The 18,550-nt window shown below is 61.5% G+C and carries 19 protein-coding genes; 4 read left to right on the forward strand and 15 right to left on the reverse strand.

The genetic code is table 11. The features are described from left to right. From GOB86_RS06785 to GOB86_RS06840, 12 genes are all read right to left on the reverse strand, one after another. The coding region (locus GOB86_RS06785; RefSeq protein ID WP_165991610.1) for a transposase at nt 1-453 on the reverse strand (453 nt) is incomplete at its 3' end. A gap of 112 nt (nt 454-565) precedes the next feature. Further along, a complete protein-coding gene (locus tag GOB86_RS06790; RefSeq protein ID WP_165991611.1) occupies nt 566-2,269 on the reverse strand; it encodes an ArnT family glycosyltransferase in 1,704 nt (567 codons plus the stop codon). Next, a complete protein-coding gene (locus tag GOB86_RS06795) occupies nt 2,263-3,030 on the reverse strand; it encodes a glycosyltransferase (RefSeq protein ID WP_165991612.1) in 768 nt (255 codons plus the stop codon). The genes GOB86_RS06790 and GOB86_RS06795 overlap by 7 nt, the downstream gene beginning before the upstream one ends. A 27-nt stretch (nt 3,031-3,057) precedes the next feature. Next, a complete protein-coding gene (atpF, locus tag GOB86_RS06800) occupies nt 3,058-3,552 on the reverse strand; it encodes a F0F1 ATP synthase subunit B (protein WP_408737341.1) in 495 nt (164 codons plus the stop codon). Nucleotides 3,553-3,585: 33 nt separating this feature from the next. Continuing rightward, on the reverse strand, nt 3,586-4,188 hold the full coding sequence (locus GOB86_RS06805) for a F0F1 ATP synthase subunit B family protein (protein WP_165991614.1): 603 nt from the start codon (nt 4,186-4,188) through the stop codon (nt 3,586-3,588). Nucleotides 4,189-4,216: 28 nt separating this feature from the next. Beyond that, a complete protein-coding gene (locus GOB86_RS06810; protein ID WP_025828682.1) occupies nt 4,217-4,441 on the reverse strand; it encodes an ATP synthase subunit C family protein in 225 nt (74 codons plus the stop codon). Between the two features lie 52 nt (nt 4,442-4,493). Next, complete coding sequence (locus GOB86_RS06815) at nt 4,494-5,243, reverse strand: F0F1 ATP synthase subunit A (protein WP_165991615.1); 750 nt, start codon at nt 5,241-5,243, stop codon at nt 4,494-4,496. Between the two features lie 49 nt (nt 5,244-5,292). Next, nucleotides 5,293-5,598, reverse strand: coding sequence for an AtpZ/AtpI family protein (locus GOB86_RS06820; protein WP_165991616.1), 306 nt, complete (start codon nt 5,596-5,598; stop codon nt 5,293-5,295). A 120-nt stretch (nt 5,599-5,718) separates the two neighbouring features. Continuing rightward, nucleotides 5,719-6,648 carry a signal recognition particle-docking protein FtsY gene (gene ftsY, locus GOB86_RS06825; RefSeq protein ID WP_165991617.1) on the reverse strand — a complete coding sequence of 310 codons (930 nt, stop codon included), beginning with the start codon at nt 6,646-6,648 and terminating at the stop codon, nt 5,719-5,721. Between the two features lies 1 nt (nt 6,649). Then, nucleotides 6,650-7,897 carry a tRNA (N(6)-L-threonylcarbamoyladenosine(37)-C(2))-methylthiotransferase MtaB gene (gene mtaB, locus GOB86_RS06830; RefSeq protein ID WP_165991618.1) on the reverse strand — a complete coding sequence of 416 codons (1,248 nt, stop codon included), beginning with the start codon at nt 7,895-7,897 and terminating at the stop codon, nt 6,650-6,652. After that, nucleotides 7,894-8,709 carry a diaminopimelate epimerase gene (gene dapF / locus GOB86_RS06835; RefSeq protein ID WP_165991619.1) on the reverse strand — a complete coding sequence of 272 codons (816 nt, stop codon included), beginning with the start codon at nt 8,707-8,709 and terminating at the stop codon, nt 7,894-7,896. The genes mtaB and dapF overlap by 4 nt, the downstream gene beginning before the upstream one ends. A gap of 129 nt (nt 8,710-8,838) precedes the next feature. Next, entirely contained in the window at nt 8,839-9,240 is a 402-nt protein-coding gene (locus GOB86_RS06840; protein WP_165991620.1) for a VOC family protein, read from the reverse strand. A gap of 179 nt (nt 9,241-9,419) precedes the next feature. Here GOB86_RS06840 and GOB86_RS06845 point away from each other — a divergent pair, with 179 nt between their 5' ends. Together GOB86_RS06845 and GOB86_RS06850 are read left to right on the forward strand one after the other, a co-directional pair. After that, a complete protein-coding gene (locus GOB86_RS06845) occupies nt 9,420-11,333 on the forward strand; it encodes a hypothetical protein (RefSeq protein ID WP_242012539.1) in 1,914 nt (637 codons plus the stop codon). A gap of 129 nt (nt 11,334-11,462) precedes the next feature. Beyond that, on the forward strand, nt 11,463-13,229 hold the full coding sequence (locus tag GOB86_RS06850; protein ID WP_165991621.1) for a DEAD/DEAH box helicase: 1,767 nt from the start codon (nt 11,463-11,465) through the stop codon (nt 13,227-13,229). 113 nt (nt 13,230-13,342) lie between these two features. Here the strand turns inward: GOB86_RS06850 and GOB86_RS06855 are convergent, their stop codons facing one another. After that, nucleotides 13,343-13,903 (reverse strand): hypothetical protein, encoded by a 561-nt coding sequence (locus tag GOB86_RS06855; RefSeq protein WP_165991622.1) that lies wholly within the window; start codon nt 13,901-13,903, stop codon nt 13,343-13,345. 205 nt (nt 13,904-14,108) lie between these two features. On the opposite strand from GOB86_RS06855, the gene GOB86_RS06860 reads away from it, so the two are divergent. Continuing rightward, nucleotides 14,109-15,632: a S10 family peptidase gene (locus GOB86_RS06860; protein ID WP_408737342.1), complete on the forward strand. Its 1,524-nt coding sequence runs from the start codon at nt 14,109-14,111 to the stop codon at nt 15,630-15,632. 403 nt (nt 15,633-16,035) lie between these two features. Here the strand turns inward: GOB86_RS06860 and rpsI are convergent, their stop codons facing one another. Beyond that, a complete protein-coding gene (gene rpsI / locus GOB86_RS06865) occupies nt 16,036-16,524 on the reverse strand; it encodes a 30S ribosomal protein S9 (protein WP_086646120.1) in 489 nt (162 codons plus the stop codon). Between the two features lie 4 nt (nt 16,525-16,528). Continuing rightward, a complete protein-coding gene (gene rplM, locus GOB86_RS06870; protein WP_165991624.1) occupies nt 16,529-17,005 on the reverse strand; it encodes a 50S ribosomal protein L13 in 477 nt (158 codons plus the stop codon). A gap of 203 nt (nt 17,006-17,208) precedes the next feature. Here rplM and GOB86_RS06875 point away from each other — a divergent pair, with 203 nt between their 5' ends. Further along, nucleotides 17,209-18,549, forward strand: coding sequence for a hypothetical protein (locus tag GOB86_RS06875; RefSeq protein WP_165991625.1), 1,341 nt, complete (start codon nt 17,209-17,211; stop codon nt 18,547-18,549). The last annotated feature ends 1 nt before the right edge of the window (nt 18,550 follow it).

Raw genomic sequence — 18,550 nt, forward strand, 5'->3', positions numbered from 1 at the left:
TGGAGCAGCCACCAGTGTTGCATCCAGGATCTGGCCGGACATCGGGAGATAACCGGCGTTCCGCAGGGTCGCGTCAAATCGGTCAAACAGCCTTTCAATGGCACCCGCCTGCATCAAACGCTCACGAAACAGCCAGACCGTTTTGGCATCCGGCACGCGGTCCGACAGCCCCAATCCCAGAAAGCGCATGAACGACAGGCGGTCGTTGATCAGATACTCTGTCCGTTCATCAGACAAATTGTTCAACGTCTGGATGACCAGAATTTTGAACATCAGCACCGGATCAAACGGCGGACGTCCGCCTTTACTTCCGTCTGAATAGGCCAGAGCCAGTTCCAGATCAGGGCGGAACACCTCAAAATCCACAGTCCGGGAAAAGGCCTCCAGCTGATCGCCAAGCCCGCTCAGCCGAGCAAGACGCTCTTCAACATCAAAAAAACCAGGCTGCTTCATCTTCCATACCCCAATCAATATAGGAGTGATGGAATCACACAGAGAGGCCCAAAACCAGAGAGTTTTTCGAACCCTCCACCTTTGCCCGCCCCCACCGCCCCGATGGCGAGATTTAGTGTGGTGTTTTATCCACCGCTGGAGTGTCCAGCGTGTAAAGGCTGATCGCCATGGCGTGGCCGTTGGAATAGTTCAACCCTGCAACCGTGCCACGGCTGAACGCCTTTGGTGCTTCCGCCCCCAGTGCCTCCATAAACGCCTTGCGCTCACGCACATCCACAAGGGCTGCGGTGCAGGCCGGGTGGTCGCGCATAGCCTGTGCGGCCTGTGCGGGGCTCCCCAGCACCACCTTGCCCCCGATCAGGAACACCAGACTGGGCTCGGTAAAGGAAACGGAATAAACCTGTGTCTGCGCGCAGGGTTTATGCGCCTGCACCAGCGCCACCAGACGGGGTGCCAGCCAGATGCTGCGCAACTGCGGCACCACAACCGTAAACAGCCCCACATATAACAAGGCCGCTGCAACACAGCTGCTCAGTGCTGCATAACATAGCTCTGCCCGCCAGATCTGCCACACCGCCAGCCCAACCAGAGGCAGAACGCCACCCGCCAGCACAAGGGCGGGAACACTGAACTGGCGCTCCAGCGTCCACAATAAAAGTGGCCCCGCTGCGGCCAGTGCACAGCCGGCAAAACCCCACAAAACGGCATAGGCCCCAAGCAGCAGGCGGCCCCAGCGGGTCTGCGGGCCGTTCCGCCACACCATACCACTTTGCGCCAGCAGGCCCGCACTCAGTATGGCAATGGCGGGGTATGTGGGCAGCACGTAATGGGGCAGCTTGGTTGCTATGCTTTCAAACACCACCCAGTGCGGCACAATCCAGCACAGCAGGTAACGCACCGGCAGAGTGCGCCGCTCCCGCCATGCCTGCGGCAGCACACTGGCGGCAAAGTAGGAGCCGGGCCAGAATGCGATCAGGAACACAAGCAGGTGGTAGCCCGGCGGCAGGCCGTGCGCCTCCTGCCCGGAAGCCACCTTGCCCAGAAAGTTCCCCCCCACCGCGCGCCGGAAGAACTCGCCATGGCTGACCACCCCAATGGCCACGCACCACGGCAGCACCACAGCAGCAGCCACAAGCCAGCCCCATACCGGGCGCAGCCTGCGCCACAGGTCCAGATTACGCTCCACCCAGCCCATGGCCAGCGGCGTTGCAAGGGAGGGAATAAGCACAACCGGGCCTTTGAGCATAAGCCCGCAGCCCACAGCGCCCCAGAACAGCAGCGCCGTGCCCGCAGGTGTGGCGCGTGCTGCCTCCCTGTCTGCCAGTGCCCGCACCAGCGCGTACTGGGCCACCAGCACACTGAGCAACAGGCACGAATCAATCGTGCCCATACGGCTTTCCGCCGCCACCAGCACAGAGGCCATCAGCAGGACCGCAGCCCCGACCCCGGCCATGGCCCCAAACAGGCTGGCCCCCATTATGGCGGTCAGCACCACCGCTCCGGTCATGGCCAGCAGGGAAGGAATACGGTACGGCCACACCGTGCGGGCATACTCCATGCCCACGGCCTTAACTGCCATGGATTCTAGCCAGTAAATACCGGCGGGCTGAAGGTAGCGCGGCTTGTCCTGAAAGCGCACATCTATGTAGTTGTGCGTCTCCAGCATCTGGGCCGATGCTTCCATGTAACGTGGTTCATCCCGGTCAAACGGGGGAGTTGTCATGCGGCCGGGCAGAAACAGCACAAAAGCCGCCAGACCGATCAGCAGCAACACACGCCAAGGCAGGGAATGAGCGCTGCGTGCGGGCCTTAGCATTCATCAACCGTTTTGGGCAGCCGCGTGCGGTTACGCAGCCACATGACGCCCAGCAGGTCCCGGACCCCGACCACGGCCCGGTTAAAATTGGTGTATTTGGACTGCCCATGCAGCCTTGGCCTGTGCGAGACAGGGTGGCACACCAGCGGCACGCCATAGGACGCAAAAAAAGCAGGCAGGAACCGATGCAGCCCTTCAAACTGGGGCAGGCGCAAAAAATCCTCACGCCGAAAAATTTTGATCGGGGCTCCCGTATCCGGGCAGTGGTCCTGTAGCAGCTTCTGCCGCAGACCATTGGCAAAGCGCGTGGCAAAGCGGCGCGACCAGCCATCTTTACGCTTGGCGCGCACACCCACCACCAGAGGGGCGGTGCCCTTGGCCGCCTGTGCCAGCGCCAGGAGTGCGACCAGTTCACGCGGGTCGTCCTGCCCATCGCCATCAATCGTGGCAATCCACTGGCCTTTGGCTGCCGTAATGCCCGTGCGCAGGCCCGCGGACTTACCGCAGCGATGATCGTGCGAGAGAATGCGCAGGTTGGGCAGGCAGTCATGCCGGAGCTGGCGCAGCACGGCTACCGTGTTGTCCCGGCTCCCATCGTTAACAAACACCACTTCCGATGGAGGAAGGCTCTGGCAGGCTTCCGCCAGTTCGCGGCACACCTGCGGTAGGTTATCCTGCTCGTCCAGAACAGCAATAACGATGCTCAGCTCGGGCTGAACATCGTTTACCTGCGACACAGAGGTTTGCACCGTTTGTGTCATACATATGAACCCTGAAGGGAGATGAGCCTAGGCTGCCTGACGGGAGAACGCAGCAGGCAGGTCAGCCAGAGCCTGATCGACCAGTGCGGAGGCTTTTTGCTCATCAATGGTCTGCGGGATAATGCTGTGGGCTGCGTTAATTGCCACATCAATGGCAAGCTGACGCACTTCCTTGACCGCGGCGCGTTCAACCGCTGCAATCCGGTCACGGGCCATCTGTTCATGGCGGCGCACGGCGGCTTCGGCTTCAGCACGGGCCTGTTTGGCCATTTCGTCCGCTTTGATGCGGGACTGCTCGATAAGGGACTTGGCTTCCGCCAGAGCCTGTTCACGCTCACGCGTTGCGTCTTCGAGCATCTGCTCAGCTTCGCGGCGCAGGCGGGCTGCTTCGTCCAGTTCCTCACGGATCAGGTTGGCACGGCTATCCAGAATGGCCGCAATTGGCGTCCACAGCTTTTTACCGGCCAGCACAAAGAACAGAACAAACGATACAGCGACCCAGAAACCCGCTACATGAAAAATGTCAGTCATGACCAAAATTCCCCTGAGAACGGATCAGATGATGCTGCGATGCGCTGACGCGCTTTCAACATTCCGGGCAACAAGCTGGGCGTCTGGCACAACACCGGTCAGCCGCTGAACCAGCGCCTGAGTGGTATCGGCCGCAATTTCTTTAAGCGCGCTCAAGGCCCGCGCTTTTTCTGCCGCAACGTTCTTTTCGGCATCCGCAATTTCGGAAGCCAGACGTGCGTTGATTTCCTGCATCTGCTGGTCGGCCGTACGGTGTTCCTCGTCCAGAACCTTCTGAAGATGCGCCTGGGCTTCTGCCATGGCATCTTTGCGGGCCTGCTGGAGTTCGGCTACGGCTTTGTCAGCATCCTGTTTAGCGGACCGGGCGACCTCAAGGTCACCTGTAATACGCTGGCTACGGTCATGCAGAACGCGGGCAACACCCGGCAGCATGGCCTTGCTGAGAACAAGATAGAAGACGAAGAAAATAATTGCCCCCCACATGACCTGACCGGTCACAAGTGGGTTGGCAAAGTCAAGCTGAGGCATTCCCGTGGCGTATGCACCAGGTGCCGAAACGGCCAGCAAAGAAACGCCGCAAACCGTTGCAAGCAGTCCGGCACGAACTGTCTTCGTAATCACACCCACAGGAATGTCTCCTCTTGTTTTCCCGATCTCAGACGAAGAGGATCAGGAATGCGATCAGCAGCGCGAACAGGGCGATAGCTTCTGTCAGTGCGAAGCCGAGCATGCCCAGACCGAACACGTGCGGGCGAGCCGCCGGGTTACGGGCAATGCTGCTGACCAGCGTGGAGAAGATGTTGCCGAGGCCGATACCAACGCCGGCGAGGGCGATAACGGCGATACCTGCACCGATTTCCCGGGCTGCAGCGATGTCCATATCAGTCACTTCCTTGTTTCAAGACAGTTTCAAACTAAACGGGCAAAGCAGCTCAGTGAGCCACGGCCTCCCGCAGGTAGATGCACGTCAGAATGGCAAACACATAGGCCTGCAATACCCCAACAAGCAACTCAAGAGCCATAAGCGCCACGTTAATGGCGATCGGCCCGATCGCAAACACGTCACCCACTACGCCAAAACTGGCGAGCATGACAACAAAGCTTGCGAAAATATCGAACATGACGTGTCCGGCCACCATGTTGGCGAACAGTCGGATGGACAGGCTCACGGGGCGGGAGAGGAACGAGAGAATCTCGATCGGGATCAGCAGGGGGGCCAGAAAGGGGCTGGCGCCGTCCGGCATGAAGTGTGCGAAAAACCGCAGACCCTGCACCTTGAGCGAAACAACAACAGTCAGCAGGAACACCATGAACGCCATGGCGAACGTAACGGCAATGTGGCTGGTGAAGGTGAAGGAGAACGGCAGAAGCCCGATGTAGTTCCCCGCCAGAATGAAGAAGAACAGGGTGAACACGAACGGGAAGAAGGCTGTACCCTCCGGCCCGATTGTATCCACAGCCATGTTATGAATGAATTCGTAGCAGACTTCTGCCGCGGCCTGCAGGCGACCGGGCACCACCGCTGCGGGGCGCATGCCAAAATACAGGAACGCAAGAACAAGGCAGACTGCCGCGATCATGTACAGCGGAGACTGGCTGAAGCGCAGGGCCTCGCCCAGCCCGCCAAGAACGGGGTGGAGCTCAAACTGTTCAAGTACGTTAATGCTGGAACCGCCCGCCACAACCGCTCTCCTAGACCTTGCCCCGAATCGACCTTCGGGCTTCAGCTTCTTACTTTACGTCCATCGTCCTGACCAGACGCCAAACATTCAGCATTCCGGCGCTACCACCCAAAAGCGCGAAGATGACAAGGAACAACGCCCGTGTATGGAGCCAGTGATCCAGCTCCCACCCTATGGCAACCCCCACAACCAGCCCCGCGATCATTTCTGTCCCGGCTCTGAACGCCAATGCTGCGAGTGACCTGTCGGCCTCCTCATTTGCATCAACGGGTGGTTTTTCCTCCTTGACCAGACCGTAACGGCGCTCTGCCGACTTCAATCTGGCGTTAAAGGAATCGTTTTTTTCCTCACGCATACCTCGCACCTCCCATGGGGGTGCAGGCGCTTGCTAACGGGGCTACCATATCCTGTCAAGAAACCTTAGCAGGCTTGTGGTCCAAAATATTGGTCCGCGGCATTTGCGCCACCCCGCCAATCACTCTGTTCCGGGCAGACCAACCAGCCCACGCGCATAGTCCATAGCGGAAAAAGGCCGCAGATCCTCTACCTGTTCGCCCACTCCCACGGCATGAACGGGCAGGCCAAATCCATCAGCCAGCGCCACAACAATACCGCCACGGGCCGAGCCGTCCAGTTTGGTCACCACCAGCCCGCTCACGTTCACAAGTTCGCGAAAAACGCGCACCTGCTCCACCGCATTCTGCCCCGTGGTCGCATCCAGCACCAGCAGGACCGAATGGGGGGCACTCTCGTCAAACTTGCGCATGACGCGAATAATTTTTGCCAGCTCTTCCATCAGGGCCGATTTATTGTGCAGCCGCCCCGCCGTATCCACGAACAGAAGGTCCGCTCCCTCGGCCTTGCCACGCTTGAGGGCCTCGTACGCAAGCCCTGCCGCATCCGCCCCCTGTGGGCCTGCAATAACCGGGCAGCCCGTGCGCTCGCCCCAGATCTGGAGCTGCTCCACGGCGGCGGCGCGGAACGTATCGCCCGCCACCATCATGACCTTGCTGCCACGGTCGGAAAAAAAGCGCGCCATTTTGCCAATGGTCGTGGTCTTGCCCACGCCATTGACCCCCACAACCAGCACAACATGCGGTTTGTGGGCGGGGTCCGGGGTAAACGGTATGGCTACGGGTTCGAGAATACTGGCAATTTCCTGCGCGAGTGCAAGCCGGATTTCCTCATCCGTGACCTCGGTGCCAAAGCGGGAGGTGCGGAAGGACTCGATCACCTTCTGCGCAACGCCGGGGCCAAGGTCTGCGGTAATCAGCAGGTCCTCCAGCTCCTCCAGCGCTTCGTCATCAAGTTTGCGGCGGGTAAAAATACCCGTAAGCCCGCCACCCAGCTTTTGGGTGGAGCGGGACAGCCCCTCCTTGAGACGGGAGAAAAAACCAAGCGCCATTCTAGATCCTTTCCGCCACCAGTCCGCCCTCTTCCACCGCCACAGGCAGAAGGGAGAGGATATCCCCCACCGAGGCATCCGCCCCGGTCAGGCGGACTGGTGCAAACTGCTCGCTATGTCCTGTTGTGGGGGTTTCCATCAGCACGCGCTGGGGCTGGCCCAGCAGGCTTGCGTAGTAACGCGCCGCAGATGCGGCCCCCACCGCACGCAGGCTGGCCGCACGGGCCTTGCGCTGGGGCACGGGCACCGCACGCATACGGGCTGCTGGCGTGCCCTCACGCTCGCTGTAGGGGAAAACATGCAGGTAAGGCAGCGCCATGTCCGCCACAAAGGCGCGCGTCTGCTCGAACAGGGTGTCATCCTCGGTGGGGAAGCCTGCAATCAGGTCCGCACCTATGCCAATATCGGGCCGCAGGCTTCTGGCGCGGGCCACAACATGGGCTGCGTCCTGCACAAGATGGCGGCGCTTCATGCGCTTGAGAATAAGGTCCGAACCTGCCTGCAACGAAAGGTGCAGGTACGGCATGAACCGGGGCTCCGCCTCCAGCAGTTGCCAGATGTCCTCATCTATTTCCACCGGATCGACCGAGGACAGGCGCAGCCGCTCCAGCTCGGGCACCAGCCGCAGCACGCGGCGGCACAACTGCCCCAGCACCGGCTTGCCCGGCAGGTCTGCCCCCCAGGAGGTCATGTCCACGCCCGTCAGCACCACCTCGCGGTAGCCGGACTGCACCAGTGCGCGCACCTGCTCCACCACCGCCCCCACCGGCACGGAGCGTGAAGGCCCACGCCCGAAGGGAATGATGCAGAACGTGCAGCGGTGGTCGCACCCCTGCTGCACCTGCACAAACGCACGGGTGCGGCCTGCAAACTCGGTGACCAGATGGGCCGCTGTTTCCCTTGCCGCCATAATGTCGGACACGGCTACGGGTTCGGCCAGTGCTGCGGGGGACCAGCTTTCGGCCTTCAGTTTTTCCTCATTCCCCAGAACGCGGGTCACGCCGGGCAGGGCGGACCAGTTTTCGGGGTGGATCTGGGCGGCGCAGCCGGTCACCACAATGCGGGCATCGGGGTTTTCGCGGTGGGCACGGCGGATGGCCTGCCTTGCCTGCCGCTCTGCCTCGCCCGTGACCGCGCAGGTGTTGACGATAATCACGTTACCCAGCCCCTGCGCGTGGTCGCGCATGACCTCGCTCTCCCACGTGTTCAGGCGGCAGCCAAAGGTCAGGATTTCAGGCCGGGTGGTCATTGCGGGTAGGCGGCCAGATCGACCGTCCCTTCAAAAGCCGTGGTGGCAGGGCCGGTCATGAGCACATGGTTGGTCTGCTCCGACCATGTAATGCGCAAAGTGCCGCCATCCAGTTCCACCGTGCAGGTGCGCGCAGCCAGCCCCCGCCGCACGGCGTTGACCACGGCGGCACAGGCACCCGAGCCACAGGCCTCGGTCACACCCGCACCACGTTCATGCACCTTCAGGCGCATGCGCTCGGGGCTGTCCATGCGGGCAAAGCCGATATTGGCCCGATCGGGAAAAATGGGGTTATGCTCCAGTGCCGCACCCTGCGCCAGCATAGCAAAATCGGGCACAAAGAACGTGGCGTGCGGGTTACCCATGGAGGCCGCCGCCGGGTCGCCCGGCAAGGGCAGGTGCAGGGTATCCACCGCCGCAGCCAGTGGCACTTCCTGCCAATGGATGCGTGGGGCACCCATATCCACCGTAACCTGCCCGTCTGGCTCGCGCCGGGTGGGCAGCACGCCCGCACTGGTTTGCAGCACGGGTGTGGCGTTACCTGTCTGCCGCCACACAAGGTCGGCCACGCAGCGCGAGGCATTGCCGCAGGCCCCGGCCTCTGACCCATCGGGGTTAAAAAACCGCACGAACACATCCGCCCCCGGTGCAACGGGGGGGTGCAGGGTGACAAGCTGGTCACACCCAATGCCCCGGCGGCGGTGCGCGAGGGCCGCAATGCGGTCGGGGGTCAGGGGCAGCGCGCCTATCCGCGCGTCGAGGATGACAAAGTCATTCCCCAGACCGTGCATTTTGTAAAAAGAGGTCAGCATTGCGCGCCTTATATGCCAATTCAGACCTAGATGCCATGCCCCACCCGCACGGGTGAGCGCCCTGTTGGCCCTGACAGGCATAGCATGGCGGGGGTGCCCGTGTCCCGGCCTGTGTGCTCTGCCTGCGTGTTAGACAAAGCGGCCCGGAGCACCGCGCTGGAGCACCTCGATCTTGTATCCATCCGGGTCGGTCAGGAAGAAGAACTGCCCCACCACCGTGCCCTCATGCTGCATGGTTTTAACCTGCGTGACCGGGTGCCCATCAGCCTGCATGCGGGCATGCTCGGCCACCACATCGGCCACCGAAACTGCCAGATGCCCGTATCCGTCACCCAATGCATAGGGGTCCGTGCGACCGTGGTTGATGGTCAGTTCCAGCTCAAAACTCTGCTCGTCATTGGCCAGATAGACCAGTGTAAAACTATCAAACTCAAAGCGGCCAACTGGGGCCAAACCCAGTGTTGCGCCATAAAAAGCGACGGATTTCCGTTCATCCAGCACACGCAGCATGCTGTGGATCATTCTGGCCATAAAAGACTTCCTTTTCCCCAATGCTCTGTTTTTTTCAAACTCTATTGCGCCTTCTTTAACGGCAAGCGCGTTTGTTCTGAAATTATTTTTTAAGCACGTCTCCCTTTACTAAAGGGGGGCTAAAATGGTTCTGATCAGGACAGGTTCCAACGCAACACTTGCCAGAAAATGAAGAGAGCATGCGCATCTTTAAGTCCCTGCACGCCTCTTGGGCGCACTGCATGAAAGCCAGCCTGTGTATGGGCACAATGCTGGCCTCCGGCCCGCTGCTGTGCCTTGCCACACCAGCCATGGCCGCAGGGGACGAGGCATCGCTCGATGCGCTGGAACAGCAGATTTCTCGCATTCAGTCCGAGCAGCGCGCGCTGCAAAAAGCCCTTGTAAGCGTGCAAAAGCAGATTGCGGCCCACCGCACACTGGCCCATGCGGGCCCTTCGGCCGCTCACCACGGCCTTGCGGCCCATCAGGTCGCCAGTCTGGATGCCGCTGACCATGAGGCCGGCATTGCCGTAAACTCCGCCGACCGGGACGAGGAGAGCGCTGCAAGCGCAACCCACCACCTTGGCGGCAACGGGCACTTCCGTGCCGGTGGCCCGGACGCCCAGCCCGTATTTGGTGGTGCTGAGGACAGCCCGACCGTGGAATCCGTGGTAGGCCACCGCGCGGAAGACGTGATCTCCCGCGTGGCGGAAAACGGCGTTGGCCCCCACTCGCGCGAATCAGCGGGTGCGCAGGCCGCCGGTGCGCTGGGTGACCATGGCGTGTTCCACCTTGGCCCCGTCACCCTGATCCTTGGTGGGTTCATTGACGCCTCGGCCGTGGAGAGCAACCGCCACACCGCCAGCGGCACCTTCAACTTCTGGCAGGACACGCCGTTCAAGAACGAACCGCGCTACCATACCGACAATTTTGAAGGCAGTGCGCGTTACAGCCGCCTCTCGCTCATGGCGCGCGGGAATATTGATAAATACTCCACCATTTCGGGCGTGTTCGAAATGGATTTTGGCGCAGGGGCCGCCACGACCGATGCGTATGAGAGCAACAGCTACGCCTTTCGCATGCGCCAGGCCTACCTTGCGTATGACAACAGCAAGGAGAACCTCCACTTCCTTGCCGGGCAGGCGTGGAGCATGCTCACCCCCGGTCGCGTAGGCATTATCCCCCGACAGGAAAGCCTGCCCGAAACCATTGAATCCTCCATGCTGGCAGGGCAGACATGGTCGCGGCAGTTGCAGTTCCGCTTTGTTAAGGACTTCCTCAGCCACCGCCTGTGGACCGGCCTGTCGATTGAGAACTCGGCCACGCTGTACAACCTGAACAACTTTGCTGCCGGTTCCTCCGACGGACAGGTCGTCCTGCCCACCGGGCAGACAGTCACCGTGGGGTCCGATGGCACGGGCCTGACCAACAACGCCCTGTTCCCCAACGAAATCGCACCTGATGTGATTGGCAAAATCGCATGGGACCCGCACTGGGGCCATTACGAAGTGGAGGGGATTCTCCACTTCCCGCATGACCGCGTGTCCACCCTTGGGGGGGGCAAAAACCACACCGCCGTGGGTGGCGGGGGTGGCGGCTCGATGATCCTGCCGGTCATTCCGCACAAGGTGGAAGTCCGCATTGCAGGGCTGGCGGGCTACGGCATTGGCCGCTACGGGTCGGTGCTGCTGCCAGACGCCACACTCAAGTCCAACGGCGCGCCATCACCGCTATTTTCCATGCAGGGTACGGCGGGAATTATCGCCCACCCCAACCCGCTCATTGACGTGTATGGCTATTTTGGCTACCAACAGGCCGGTCGCAGCTACTTCTCGGAAGGTGGCAATGCCTATGGTTATGGCAACCCCGCTTACAACAACACGGGATGCTATACCGAGCTGAGTAGTAATTGTGCCGCTGGCAGTAACATCCATAGTGTTATGGAAGCCACAGTCGGAGCGTGGTATCGTTTCCTTAAAGGCCGTTATGGTACGGTGGAAGCTGGCGTGCAGCTTGCCTATTCGCGCATTCATGCGTGGGATGGCAACGGTGGCGCACCAGACACCAGCCTGAGCGAAGTCTTTATGGATTTCCGTTACCTACCCTTCCAGTAAGGATGTCTTTTACACGTTGTCGGGGTGCTGCGGGTCAGCAGCATACAGCTCCGGCACAAGAGAGAGGTCTTTCCGGACAGGACGCTTTATTCCCCTCTTTCATGCCTGTTTTGTCTGGACCTCATTTATATGCCTTTCCAAAATGCTCCCGCCCCGCTCGCTCAGGCTCTGGCCGCGCGCGGGTTTGAAGCCCCTACTTCCGTCCAAGCCGCCATTCTGGCCGATGACGCAAAAGGCCGCGACCTGCTTGTTTCCGCCCGCACGGGCTCGGGCAAGACGGTAGCCTTTGGCCTGTCTCTGGCCGACACACTCCTGAACGACGCAGACCGCTGCGGGCCTGCCGGTGCGCCGCTGGCGCTGGTTATTGCCCCCACGCGTGAACTGGCCCTGCAGGTCCGCAGCGAACTGGAATGGCTGTACGCCAAGACCGGCGCACGCATTGTCTCCTGCGTTGGTGGCATGGAACCCCGCACGGAAGCACGCAACCTGTCCAATGGCTGCCACATTGTTGTCGGCACCCCCGGCCGCCTGTGCGACCACCTCAAGCGCGGCAACCTTGATCTTTCTCAGCTCAAGGCCGCCGTGCTGGACGAAGCGGACGAAATGCTCGACCTCGGCTTCCGTGACGAGCTGGAAACCCTGCTGGACGCCACCCCCCAGGACCGCCGCACCCTGCTGTTTTCCGCCACCATCGCGCGTGAAATTGCAGGCCTTGCCAAGCGCTACCAGCACGACGCCCTGCGCGTGGACACGGTAGGCACCAACACCCCACATGCCGACATTACCTACCGTGGCGTGCTGGTCGATCAGGGCGATATGGCCCGCGCCGTGGTTAACGTGCTGCGTCTGATCGAATCCCCCTCCGCCATTGTGTTCTGCCACACGCGTGAGGCTGTGCGTCAGCTCCAGAGCATTCTGACCGAGCGTGGTTTTTCCTCCGTCGCCATTTCGGGCGATCTGGGCCAGAACGAACGTACCCGCGCCATTGAGAGCCTGCGCCACGGGCAGGCCCGCGTTTGCGTGGCAACCGACGTGGCCGCGCGTGGGATTGATATTCCAGACCTCGGGCTGGTCATCCACGCCAGCCTGCCATCCAACCCCGCAACCCTGCTGCACCGCTCTGGCCGTACAGGCCGCGCTGGCAAAAAGGGTACCTGTGTGCTGCTGGTTCCGCCCGCACGCCGCCGTCTGGCCGAACGCCTGTTGCAGGCCGCCAAGGTCACAGCGGAATGGGGCGGCGCTCCCAGCCCGCAGGCTATTGCCGAAGCCGATGCAGAACGCCTGCTGGGCGCGCACTTCCTCTCGCTCCCGCCTTCAGAGAACGAGAACATCAAGGCCCTGACCGCACGCCTTGTGGCCGAACATACCCCCGAGCAGCTTGCCACCGCCCTTGTGGGCATGTGGCGCAAAAGCCTGCCCGAACCAGCCCACCTGCGCGTGATCACACCCGATGCCACCCGCACCCGTGGCCCACGGGACGAAAACGCCCCCCCGCGTGAGCCGCGTGAACGCGCACCGGACATGAACGGTAGCTGGTTCCGCCTGTCCGTTGGTCGGGCAGACCGGGCAGACCCCAAATGGCTGGTGCCCGTGCTGTGCCGTCTGGGCGGCATTAAAAAGCAGGATATTGGCGCAATCCGCATTGTAAACGACCACACGCTGGTGGAAATCGCACCCGACAAGGCCGAACGCTTTGCCGCCTGTGCTGCCGCCGCCGATGCGGACGAAATGACCGTGGAACCCGCAGCCGCTCCCCGCAAAGGCCCGCCCGGTGCGGGTGGTGGTGGCCGCCCCCCCTTTGGCGAACGCCGTGGTCCGCCCAAAGGCCGCGCGAACTTTGACCGCAAAGGCCCCCCGGCAGGTAAGTCCGGCCCATCTTCGCGCAAGCGCAAGTAACTGATGCGGCCCCCACTTTTGGGAGTGGGGACCAACAAAAAAGGCTGCCCCCGATTATGGGAGCAGCCTTTTTTTGTGCCTGTCGGGCCGTAAGCCCGCAGCCATACCCAACCTTACAGGGAGGGAATGGACGGCAGGGTCGTTGCGTTATTCACGTCCGACTTCAGGCGGTCTTTTTTGCTTTTCCACGCATCTTTGGTGCTCTGGGAGGCGTTGTTCCAACGGTCCTTCACATTCTGTTCCGCGCTGCTTACGCCGCCAGCGGCTGTGGCTGCCGTGGCTGCACCCGTCAGCTTGTCACGCTGGGCCAGAATTTTCTGCCGTTCGGCCGTGCTGGCGTTGTTCCAGCGGTCCTTTACGGTTTTTTCCGCGTTGTTCAGTTTTTCCGTAGCGTTGGCACCTGAGCTGGTCAGCGCGCCACCCTTGGCCAGCAGCTTTTCGCGCTCGGCTTCGGTTGCACTGTTCCAGCGCTGCTTGGCCTGATCGCGCACACCAGACGTAAACTGGCTACCCGCGTTCTTGACGGAGTCCTTGGCGGAATCCACCTGGCTTTCCGCACCCTGCTGGAGGCAGCCGCTCAGGGACAGGCACGGATCGGCATGCGCAACAGAGGCCGTGCCAGCAAAGGCGACCAGGGGCAGGCCCAGAAGCGCAATTTTCCGAATAGAGAGCATAAATATTCCTTTCCTGTGTTCCACACCATAAAAGCGCGAACATCGGTTATGTGTAAGACATGGGATTAGGGCAAAAAATAGTCCACCCCACCCTTGCAGGAACACGTTTGCACAAGCAGCATGGCTCCCGCACAAATGCGGCAAAGGAAGACAGACCTTGATCACACGCCCAGCACCGTACCACCGTACCCCCACCCGCGCTGGCCTGTGGTCCGCCCTGCCCTTCTGCCTTGCCCTGTGCCTGTCCACCACCGCACTAGCGGCCACACCCCCTGCCCCCACCAAGGCCGAGGCAGGCCAGCCAGCCCAGCCCCCCGAAGGGGCCGATACGTTCCACGATGCCGCCGCCATGCTGCCCAAGGACTCCATAACCCACCATAACGGCACGTTTGGTGGGCAAAAAATGACCTACACCGCAACCGCAGGCACGCTGACCCTGCGTGATGATGCGGGCAAGCCCACGGCGCGCATGTTCTACACCGCCTACACGCGGGATGGCGCGGACCCCGCACACAGGCCGGTTGTGTATTTTTTTAATGGCGGACCGGGTGCGGGCACCGCCTACCTGCACCTTGGGGCGGCTGGCCCGGTCATGCTTGATTTTCCCACCGGCAACCCGGCCGATGGGGCCAATGCCCAGATAAAACCCAACCCCGAAAGCTGGCTGGCGGCGGCTGATCTGGTTTTTCTGGACGCACCGGGCACGGGCTGGTCGGTTCCGACCGATCCCAAACAGGCGGACAAACAGTTCTATGGTGTGCGCCAGGACGCCAAAACCTTTGCCAAGGCCATTCAGCTCTGGGCCAACACCAACAAACGCCTGACCTCCCCACGCTACCTTGCGGGGGAAAGCTATGGTGGCCTGCGCGCCATAGAAGTGGCCAACGCACTGGCCGAGGACCAGAATATTCTGCTCAACGGCATTGTCATGGTCTCCCCAGCACTGGACATGACCCTGCTGGATACGGAAAATGACATTCTGGCCGAAGCCTTTGTGCTGCCCTCGCTCGAGGCCGCCAATCTGGCCCTCCAGCACAAGCTGACCCCCGAGAACCTGACCCAGCATCTGGACAAGGCGTACCAGTACGCCGTGGGGCCGTACCTGAGCACACTGGCGGGCACGCCCCCCACGGGGGATGCGGCGGATGATTTTTACGAGGCCGTGGCCAACCACACCGGCATTGAGCAGGACATTATTGCCAAACAGCGCGGCATGCCCCGGCCAGAGGCGCATGACATCCGCAGCCGTGATGGCCGCCTGTATTCGCTATATGATGCCACCCTGTCCATTGCCGACCCCTTCCCCGAAGGCGTGGACAACGCCGAAAGCCCCGAACCCACGCTGGACGGGTTTGGCCACGCCTATGGCAGCGCGTTTGAGCATTACGCCGCAACCGAACTGCGCTACCAGACAGACCTGAGCTACAACCTGCTCAACTACGCCATTAGTCAGGCATGGGACTACCGCGATACAAACGCCCCCATCGTGCGCCCCATTCCCACCCTGCGCCGCCTACTGGCCCTGAACCCCACCTTGCGAGTGTTCATTGCCAACGGGGCGTATGACCTTGTGTGCCCGTATGCCTCCTCCCGCTGGGTGGCGGAGCATATTCCTGTAGGGCGCGGGCGCATCGGGCTGCATGTGTACCCCGGTGGGCACATGCTCTACACCCGCCCGGACAGCCGCGCAGCCCTTGCGCGTGACGTACGCACCTTTCTGGCCCCCTGATTTGGAAGAGGCCTGAGCCCCCCAAGGGCCACACACCCAGCAAGGCGCGCACCCGGCCCACCCACATCGGCCGGGTATGCGCTAGCCACGGCCAGCCCCCGCAACCGGATGCCTATGGTGCAGGGGACTCCAACCGGGAACATACTACTGCACCTACTTTACCCGCATGAGCGGCATGAGCGGCATGAGCGGCATGAGCGGCATGAGCGGCATGAGCGTGCCAGCCACACGGGTGCCGAGTTGGCAATAACACCGCCCCAAAAGGGTTACGCCCCTTCCGGCATGGCCACGCCCCCCGGCACCGTAGCTGGCGACCCGTTACCCGGCCCCAAACGCAAAACGGGCGGGAGGACCAAAGTCCCCCCGCCCGTCTGCCGAACGAAAAACCGAAGTTCGAACCAGATCAGCGCTTGCTGAACTGGAAGGAACGACGGGCTTTGGCGCGACCGTACTTTTTACGTTCAACCTGACGCGAATCGCGGGTCAGGAAGCCAGCAGCCTTGAGGATGCTGCGCAGTTCGGGTTCGTAGTGGGTCAGCGCACGGCTGATACCGTGACGAACCGCACCAGCCTGACCAGACAGACCACCACCGGTTACGGTGCAGACCACGTCAAACTGGTTGTAACGATCGGATACAAGGAAGGGCTGGGTGAGCAGCATGCGCAGCACGGGGCGTGCGAAATACTGAACAACCGGACGGCCGTTAACGGTGACTTCACCTTTACCCGGCTTGATCCATACGCGGGCCACGGCATCCTTACGGCGGCCTGTGGCATAGGAGCGGCCCTGTGCGTCACGCTTGGCTTCGTAAACCGGCGCAGAATCGGCCAGAACCGGAGCAACGGTCTTCAGATCGGCCAGCGTGCCGGTGCGTTCCTGAGTTTCAGACATTGTCTCAGCCCTTCTGAACGTTAACGACGTTCTTGCGGTTCATGCCCGCAACGTCAAGCACCTGGGGGGTCTGACCACCGTGGGGGTGTTCAGCGCCAGCATACACATGCAGGTTACGCATCTGGTCGCGCTGGAGTGGACCACGCGTGATCATGCGTTCAACGGCTTTTTCGACCAGATGGCCGGGGTGCTTGCCTGTCAGGCGCTGCGTGACCGTACGGGTCTTGATACCGCCAGCATAGCCGGTGTGGTAATGAAAGAGCTTCTGGTCCGCCTTGTTGCCGGTCAGCGCCACTTTTTCGGCGTTGATGACAACAACATGGTCGCCGCAATCGACATGCGGGGTGAACTGAGGCTTGTGCTTGCCGCGCAGGCGCGTGGCGATGATGACGGCGAGACGACCCAGAGCGAGACCTTCGGCATCGATCAGGATCCAGTTCTTCGTCACCTCCGCGGGCTTCAGCGAGAGGGTGGTCTTCATGACACTGATTCCATATGAGAACAGTTACGTATTGATGGCGCCTTATGATGGGTGGCGCACAAGTCGTCAAGAGGTATTGCAGTTAATGACCGTATTTTCAGGCAGTTTTCTCTAGGTAACATGTTACCGTTCCGCCGCTTGCCCGCCTCCCCCGCATGCACTAAAGCTAAAGACTGTGGTGAAAACAGCAGGATTTCCAACGGGTGAAGAAGAACGTTCTTGTCACGGTCTCTGGCATTGCCATTCTTGGCGGGATCGCATGGTTTGGCGCCCACCATGCAGAACATGTCATGGTTGATAAAGGGATCGAGCGGTTCAAGCAGGCGCTTGGGCCGGATGTCTCCTTCACCTATACGCGCGCAAAACCGGGCCTTCTGGGCCGCAGTGTGCGCTTTAGCGGCCTTGTGTTCCGGCAGGGGTCAGAAACCATGACCGCCGATGAGGCCGAGCTGACCAAGCCCGACACACAGGATTCCGAGGTCACCCGCATTCACCACCTGAGCTTCCGCAATTTCCAGCTGGCCGACCCCGCTGGCAGCCTGCACCTGAAAACAATGGAAATGGACGATCTGGCCCTGCCCACCAAGGCAGAGGACCCCACCGCCCCCGGCGTGCAGACCCTGAGCATTGGCCACGCGCAGGCAACCGGCCTGCACGGGTTTGTCAGCGCCCTGCAATCCGACATCTCAGCCGACACCGCGAGCATGGACGATTTTGGCGCGAACGAAACATCGCACCTGCAGGCCCGTAACGTGCAGCTTTCCACCGATGTGGCTCCCCCCCGCCATGTTAGGGCCGACTCCATTGTAGTAGACGGCGTGGCGCTGGCCGACCTGTACAAAACCCTGACCACCGGCGCGCCCTACACCGCCCACCCCAGCACGCGCGACATAACCATTGACCAGTTGAGCATGGACGGCACCGCCCCGCTCATGCGGGCAAAACGCGTGCTCTCCCACGCCACCCATACCGAGGCCACGGAGCAGGAAGTCTCCAGCATACAGGGGCTGGAACTGTGGCCCACCGTGCCCAACATGGGCTGGATGCCCTCGCTCGGGTATGACCGGTTTGTGGGCAATGTGGTGCTGAACGACACCTACACCCCCAAAACCGGCGCGCTGCACGTGGAAACCTTTAGCATCGACTCCGCCAACATGGGGCGGCTGCATATGCATGGCGAGCTTGGGCAGGCGACCTCCGCCTCCATGCTGGTCGACAGCAACGCCGACCTTCAGGTCATATCCATGGCGTTTGACTATATTGACCACGGGCTGGTGCCCAGAGCACTGGGCGCAATCGCCACCGCCCGCGGCCTGCCACCACAGGGTTTTCTGGCCTATGTGCAGGCCCAGTCCGCCACGGCACAGAACCCCGCTTTTGCCAGCTTCTTCCACTGGCTGGCCAATCCGGGCAAGCAGACCCTGAGCATTGGCATAAAGCCCGAACAGCCCATGCCGCTCATGCTTGTGGTTGCATCTCTGGGTAGCCTTGCCTCCATGCCCGAACAGGCACAAAAAATCGGGCTGACGGTTCAGACGCACTAAA

This window comes from Acetobacter lambici (assembly GCF_011516885.1).
Classification (GTDB): Bacteria; Pseudomonadota; Alphaproteobacteria; order Acetobacterales; family Acetobacteraceae; genus Acetobacter; species Acetobacter lambici.

Excerpts from the sequence above, each read along its gene's own strand:
- GOB86_RS06810 (WP_025828682.1), bottom strand. The coding sequence starts at position 4,441 with ATGGACATCGCTGCAGCCCGGGAAATCGGTGCAGGTATCGCCGTTATC.
- rplM (WP_165991624.1), bottom strand. The coding sequence starts at position 17,005 with ATGAAGACCACCCTCTCGCTGAAGCCCGCGGAGGTGACGAAGAACTGG.
- GOB86_RS06840 (WP_165991620.1), bottom strand. The coding sequence starts at position 9,240 with ATGGCCAGAATGATCCACAGCATGCTGCGTGTGCTGGATGAACGGAAA.
- GOB86_RS06790 (WP_165991611.1), bottom strand. The coding sequence starts at position 2,269 with ATGCTAAGGCCCGCACGCAGCGCTCATTCCCTGCCTTGGCGTGTGTTG.
- GOB86_RS06855 (WP_165991622.1), bottom strand. The coding sequence starts at position 13,903 with ATGCTCTCTATTCGGAAAATTGCGCTTCTGGGCCTGCCCCTGGTCGCC.
- mtaB (WP_165991618.1), bottom strand. The coding sequence starts at position 7,897 with ATGACCACCCGGCCTGAAATCCTGACCTTTGGCTGCCGCCTGAACACG.
- GOB86_RS06850 (WP_165991621.1), top strand. The coding sequence starts at position 11,463 with ATGCCTTTCCAAAATGCTCCCGCCCCGCTCGCTCAGGCTCTGGCCGCG.
- rpsI (WP_086646120.1), bottom strand. The coding sequence starts at position 16,524 with ATGTCTGAAACTCAGGAACGCACCGGCACGCTGGCCGATCTGAAGACC.
- GOB86_RS06820 (WP_165991616.1), bottom strand. The coding sequence starts at position 5,598 with ATGCGTGAGGAAAAAAACGATTCCTTTAACGCCAGATTGAAGTCGGCA.
- GOB86_RS06845 (WP_242012539.1), top strand. The coding sequence starts at position 9,420 with ATGCGCATCTTTAAGTCCCTGCACGCCTCTTGGGCGCACTGCATGAAA.
- ftsY (WP_165991617.1), bottom strand. The coding sequence starts at position 6,648 with ATGGCGCTTGGTTTTTTCTCCCGTCTCAAGGAGGGGCTGTCCCGCTCC.
- dapF (WP_165991619.1), bottom strand. The coding sequence starts at position 8,709 with ATGCTGACCTCTTTTTACAAAATGCACGGTCTGGGGAATGACTTTGTC.
- GOB86_RS06795 (WP_165991612.1), bottom strand. The coding sequence starts at position 3,030 with ATGACACAAACGGTGCAAACCTCTGTGTCGCAGGTAAACGATGTTCAG.